This window comes from Streptomyces sp. S6 (genome assembly GCF_054880855.1).
The window spans coordinates 1-5,283 of record NZ_JBTYMC010000398.1; the positions used below are offsets into that span (position 1 = coordinate 1).

6 protein-coding genes are annotated in these 5,283 nt (G+C 72.1%); 3 read left to right on the top strand and 3 right to left on the bottom strand.

Annotated features, from left to right (window positions below; genetic code table 11):
• A partial coding sequence (locus ACVNF4_RS32125; protein WP_461806399.1) for a hypothetical protein occupies window positions 1-188 on the bottom strand: 188 nt, incomplete at its 3' end.
• Window positions 189-226: 38 nt separating this feature from the next.
• Between ACVNF4_RS32125 and ACVNF4_RS32130 the strand changes: the two genes are divergently transcribed.
• Genes ACVNF4_RS32130 through ACVNF4_RS32140 form a run of 3 tightly spaced genes read left to right on the top strand, consistent with a single transcriptional unit; the run spans window position 227 to window position 3,095 of the window.
• A complete protein-coding gene (locus ACVNF4_RS32130) occupies window positions 227-1,888 on the top strand; it encodes an IucA/IucC family protein (protein ID WP_461806400.1) in 1,662 nt (553 codons plus the stop codon).
• Between the two features lie 20 nt (window positions 1,889-1,908).
• Window positions 1,909-2,817, top strand: coding sequence for a HipA family kinase (locus ACVNF4_RS32135; RefSeq protein WP_461806401.1), 909 nt, complete (start codon window positions 1,909-1,911; stop codon window positions 2,815-2,817).
• Window positions 2,814-3,095 carry an Rdx family protein gene (locus tag ACVNF4_RS32140; RefSeq protein WP_461806402.1) on the top strand — a complete coding sequence of 94 codons (282 nt, stop codon included), beginning with the start codon at window positions 2,814-2,816 and terminating at the stop codon, window positions 3,093-3,095. Before ACVNF4_RS32135 ends, ACVNF4_RS32140 begins: the two co-directional genes overlap by 4 nt.
• A 3-nt stretch (window positions 3,096-3,098) precedes the next feature.
• Here the strand turns inward: ACVNF4_RS32140 and aceB are convergent, their stop codons facing one another.
• Together aceB and ACVNF4_RS32150 are read right to left on the bottom strand one after the other, a co-directional pair.
• A complete protein-coding gene (gene aceB / locus ACVNF4_RS32145; RefSeq protein ID WP_461806403.1) occupies window positions 3,099-4,709 on the bottom strand; it encodes a malate synthase A in 1,611 nt (536 codons plus the stop codon).
• 122 nt (window positions 4,710-4,831) lie between these two features.
• Window positions 4,832-5,283 (bottom strand): nucleotidyltransferase family protein (locus ACVNF4_RS32150; RefSeq protein WP_461806404.1); only part of this gene is annotated, 452 nt, incomplete at its 5' end.

A 5,283-nucleotide genomic window follows, 5' to 3' on the forward strand; every position in this document is an offset into this window, starting at 1 on the left:
TCGGCCGCGTACCGGGGGCCGAGGTCCGGCCGGTGGACGGCCAGCTCGGCCGCGATCTCGGCCTCGGCGGCGGGGGGACGGTGCACGGACGGGCTCCTCGGTGCGTGACGGTTGCTGCGAGCGGTTGCTGCGGGCGATACGGACGGAAGCGTACGGAGGGTGTCATGGCAGGTCGCGGGGGCGGTCATACTGGTCGTCCTTGCCCGAAACGGACCGCAGAGAACGAGTGGAACGCGTGCCTTACGACCCCCCGTCCGCCGACGCGTACGCCACCGCGCCGCTGCTCAACTGCCTCCTGCGGGAGGTCGCGACGCCGACGACCGCACCGGGCGTCCACCGTTTGCCCAGCGGACGGCTGTTGAGGGTGCGGGGCGTGCGCAGGCCCGGGGACCCCGAGCTGGTCGACGGCCCCGAGCTGGTCGGTGGCCCGGAGCCGGCCGGCAGTCCCGAGCCGGACGGCGGTCGTCACCTCGGGCCCGCTCAGCCCGACTCCGGCGGACCGGGCTCCGTCGCCTCTGCCCCGGCCCATCACCTCGGGCCTGCCGCTCCCGGCCCGGAAGGCTTCCGTCGCCTCGGGCCCGCGGCCTCCGACCCGGCCGGCTCCAGCCACCTCGGCCCCGCCTCGCCCACCCCCCACCCCCTCGACCACGCCGCCCTGGTCAAACTCGTCGCCGAGGAACTCCGCCTCCACACCGGCCTCGACAACCCCGAACTCCCCGCCGAGATGCTGGACAGCCGCGAGGCGGTCGCCGCGATCCTCGCCGCCCGCGCGCACACACCGGCGCCCGCCGACCTGTACCGCCGCTCCGAGCAGTCCCTCGTCACCGGCCACCCCTTCCACCCCGCCCCCAAGGCACGCGGCGGCGGCCCGACGACGGCCTGGCTGCCGTACGCGCCCGAGGCGTACGCGGAGTTCCCGCTCACCCTCCTCGCCGTCCGCGAGGACCTCACCGTCGAGGAGGGCGACGTCTCCGCGCTGGACGCCCTCGGCGACGCCCCGCCCGGCTACCGCCTGCTCCCCGCGCACCCCTGGCAGCTCGAACTCCTCGGCGGGACGTTGCAGCAAGCGTTCTCTGAGAAACGGCTGATCCACCTCGGGACGACCGCCCCCACCGCCTGGCCGACCGCCGCGATCCGCACGGTCCACGACCCCGCCCGCGACCTCTTCCTCAAGTTCAGCCTGGACGTCCGTATCACCAACGACATCCGCCGCCTCTGGGCCCACGACCTGCGTAAACTCCGCCGCACCGACGAGGCCGCCGCCCGCGCCCTGCCCGGCAACTGGCTCAGTGACCGCGGCTACCGCACCGCCTCCTTCGCCTTCGAGGAACTCGCCGTCCTCGTCCGCGACGGCTTCGGCGACCTCGGCGCCACCCCGCTCCTGGCGGCGGGCCTCACCGAAGGCTTCGACGGCAGCCCCCTCGCCGCCACGACCGACCCCGAGGGCTGGTGGGAGGCGTACCTCAGGGCCGTCGTGCAACCCGCGGTAACCGCTTTCAGCGCGGGCGTCGTCCTCGAAGCGCACGCGCAGAACACGTTGGTGGCGGTGGACGGTGACGGCGTGCCGGTGAAAGCGCTGTACCGGGACGCGGAGGGCGTCAAGCTGCTGACGGACGTCGACCGGGCGGCCGGCTGGGAGCGGCTCGTGTACACGCTCGTCGTCAACCACCTCACCGAGGCGGCCGGCGCCCTCGCCGAACACCACCCCGGCTTCGACCCGTGGCCCGCCGTACGCGGGGAGTTCGCGCGCCACGACTTCCCCGAGGCGACGGCGCTGCTGTCGGCGCCGACACTCCCCGGCAAGACCAACCTCCTCCTGCGCTGGACGGGCGCGGACGGCGCGGACGCCCGCTACCTGCCCCTGCCCAACCCGCTGGCGGTGTCCTGACCTGCCTTAGGCTGGCCGGTGTGCTGCGCCAAGTGACTGCCGTCCGATACGTGACCCCCCTCAGGTCGGGCGGTTCCGTGCCCGGTGTCGTCGAGGCCGACGACCTCGGCACGTATGTCGTCAAGTTCACCGGCTCCGCGCAGGGACGTAAGGCGCTGGTCGCCGAGGTGATCGTCGGCGAGCTGGCGCGGGCACTGGGACTACGGTTCCCGGAACTGGTACTGGTGCACTTCGATCCCCTGATCGCGGACGACGAACCGCACCAGGAGGTCCGCGACCTGCACGCGGCCAGCGCCGGGCTCAACCTCGGGATGGACTACCTGCCGGGCGCGCGCGACTTCACCCCGGACGTGGCGAAAGCGTTTGCCGTCGATTCTCTGGAGGCCGGGCGTGTCGTCTGGCTCGACGCCCTCACCGTCAACGTCGACCGGACGGTCCACAGCTCCAACCTGATGGTCTGGCCCACCCTCGGCGTCACCCCGCCCCGCCTCTGGCTCATCGACCACGGCGCCGCCCTCGTCTTCCACCACCGCTGGGACACCTCCGCACCCGAGAAGGCGTACGACTTCCGCCACCACGCCCTCGGCTCCTACGCCCCCGACACGCGCGCCGCCGACGCCGAACTCGCCCCGAAAGTCACCGAGGAGCTGCTGCGGGCGGTCGTCGCCGAGGTCCCCGACGCCTGGCTCACCGAGGACTTCGCCACCCCCGCCGAGGCCCGCGAGGCGTACGTCGCCTACCTGCTCGCCCGCGTCCGCGCCTCCCGGGAGTGGCTCCCCACCGACTTCCCGGCGCGGGAGGAACTCGCCGCCGAGAACGCCCTGCGCGCGACGCGCAGCCGGCAAGGACGGCCCGCGTGGCTCAAGCAGGTCCCCGACCTGCACGGCAAGCCCGCGGCCCAACAGGATTGGTCGGTGCACCTCGGATGAGTGGCCGCGTCGAGATCGAGTACTGCACGCAATGCCGGTGGCTGCCGCGCGCGGCGTGGCTCGCGCAGGAGCTGCTGACCACGTTCGAGGCGGAGTTGACGGAACTCGCGCTGAAGCCGGGTACGGGCGGGGTGTTCATCGTCCGGGCGAACGACGAGGTCGTCTGGGACCGGCGTGAACACGGGTTCCCCGAGCCGACGGCCGTGAAGAAGGCCGTACGCGACCGAGTGGCCCCGGGGAAGACCCTGGGCCACTCGGAGCGCTCAAAGCCCTTGTGAGGCTCAGCCCTTGAGCTGTTCGTACGCGGGCAGCGTCAGGAAGTCCGCGTAGTTGTCGTCCAAGGCGACCTGGAGCAGCAGGTCGTGCGCCTGCTGCCAGTGACCGGAGTCGAAGGCGTCCTCGCCCAACTCGGCCTTGAGGGCGGCGAGTTCACCGGCGGCGATCTCACGGACCAGCTCCGGCGTCGCCTTCTGGCCGTTCTCGAACTCCACGCCCGCGTCGATCCACTGCCAGATCTGGGAGCGGGAGATCTCGGCGGTCGCCGCGTCCTCCATCAGGTTGAAGATGGCGACCGCGCCGAGCCCGCGCAGCCACGCCTCGATGTAACGGACGCCCACCTGGACGGCGTTGACGAGACCGTCGTACGTCGGCCGCGCGTCGAGGGAGTCGATCGCGATCAGGTCGGCGGCCTCGACGTGGACGTCCTCGCGGAGGCGGTCCTTCTGGTTCGGCTTCTCGCCGAGGACCTTGTCGAAGGACTCCAGGGCGATCGGGACCAGGTCGGGGTGGGCGACCCAGGAGCCGTCGAAACCGTCGTTCGCCTCACGGTCCTTGTCCGCGCGGACCTTCTCGAACGCGACCTTGTTGACCTCCGCGTCCCGGCGGGACGGGATGAACGCGGCCATGCCGCCGATCGCGTGCGCGCCGCGCTTGTGGCAGGTGCGGACGAGGAGTTCGGTGTACGCGCGCATGAACGGGGCCGTCATCGTGACCAGGTTGCGGTCCGGGAGGATGAACTTGGCGCCGCCGTCACGGAAGTTCTTCACGATGGAGAACAGGTAGTCCCAGCGGCCCGCGTTCAACCCCGAGGCGTGGTCGCGGAGTTCGTAGAGGATCTCCTCCATCTCGTAGGCCGCGGTGATGGTCTCGATCAGGACGGTCGCGCGGATCGTGCCCTGCGGGATGCCGACGTAGTCCTGGGCGAAGACGAACACCTCGTTCCACAGGCGGGCTTCGAGGTGCGACTCGGTCTTCGGGAGGTAGAAGTACGGGCCCTTGCCGAGGTCGAGGAGGCGCTGCGCGTTGTGGAAGAAGTACAGGCCGAAGTCGACGAAGGCGCCCGGGACTTGGCTGCCGTCCGCGTCGACCAGGTGGCGCTCGTTCAGGTGCCAGCCGCGCGGGCGCATGACGACGGTGGCGAGTTCGGCGTCCGGGCGCAGGGCGTACGACTTGCCGGTGCGCTCGTCCGTGAAGTCGATGTTCCGGGTGTAGGCGTCGGACAGGTTCAGCTGGCCGAGGACCACGTTCTCCCACGTCGGCGCGGAGGCGTCCTCGAAGTCCGCGAGCCAGATCCTCGCGCCCGAGTTGAGGGCGTTGATCGTCATCTTGCGGTCGGTGGGGCCGGTGATCTCGACCCGGCGGTCGTCCAGGGCGGCCGGGGAGGGGGCGACGCGCCAGGAGTCGTCGGCGCGGATCGCGGCCGTCTCCGGGAGGAAGTCCAGCGTGGAGGTGCGGGCGATCTCGGCGCGGCGCTCGGCGCGGCGGGCCAGGAGTTCGGCGCGGCGCGGGGTGAACCGCTTGTGCAACTCCGCCACGAACGCGAGTGCCTCGTCCGTCAGGACCTCCTCCTGCCGGGGCAGCGGCTCGGCGTCGACGAGGGTCAGTGCGGACATGAGCGGTCACTTCCTTCGCGGAGGGGCGGCTCTCGGGTGGCGGAGAGCTCGTCGTGGAAATGGATACTAGTTTCCTCATCGTGGAAGTTCAATGGTTCTCTGGGGTGGCGGGTGGGCCGGGGTCATTCCAGCCGCCTCAGATCCGCCTCCACGTCGATGTCGTACGCCTCGGCCACGTCCCCGCACTCCACGAGCCGCACCTCGTGCGCCCTGAGATACCCCCGCGCCCCCTGATCCCCCGTCGCCGCCCGCGCGACCCCCGCCCAGTGCGCCGCGCCGAACAGCACGGGATGGCCGCGTACCCCGTCGTACGCGGCCGACGCCAGGGTGTCCACCCCCTCGAACGCCTCCAGCACCCGCCGCACCGCCTCGGGTCCGATCCCCGGCTGGTCCACGAGCGACACCAGCACGGCCCGCGCGTCCGTCGCCGCGACCGACGCCAGACCGGCCCGCAGCGACGACCCCATGCCCTCCGCCCACCCGGCGTTCTCCACGACCGCGCAGCCCTCCAGCCGGGCCGTCTCCCGGACGGTGTCGGCGGCGGCGCCCAGCACGACGTGCACGCGCGCGAGGC

Bases quoted from the DNA above. Each gene is read 5' to 3' on its own strand.
- aceB (WP_461806403.1), bottom strand. From the start codon at position 4,709: ATGTCCGCACTGACCCTCGTCGACGCCGAGCCGCTGCCCCGGCAGGAG.
- ACVNF4_RS32140 (WP_461806402.1), top strand. From the start codon at position 2,814: ATGAGTGGCCGCGTCGAGATCGAGTACTGCACGCAATGCCGGTGGCTG.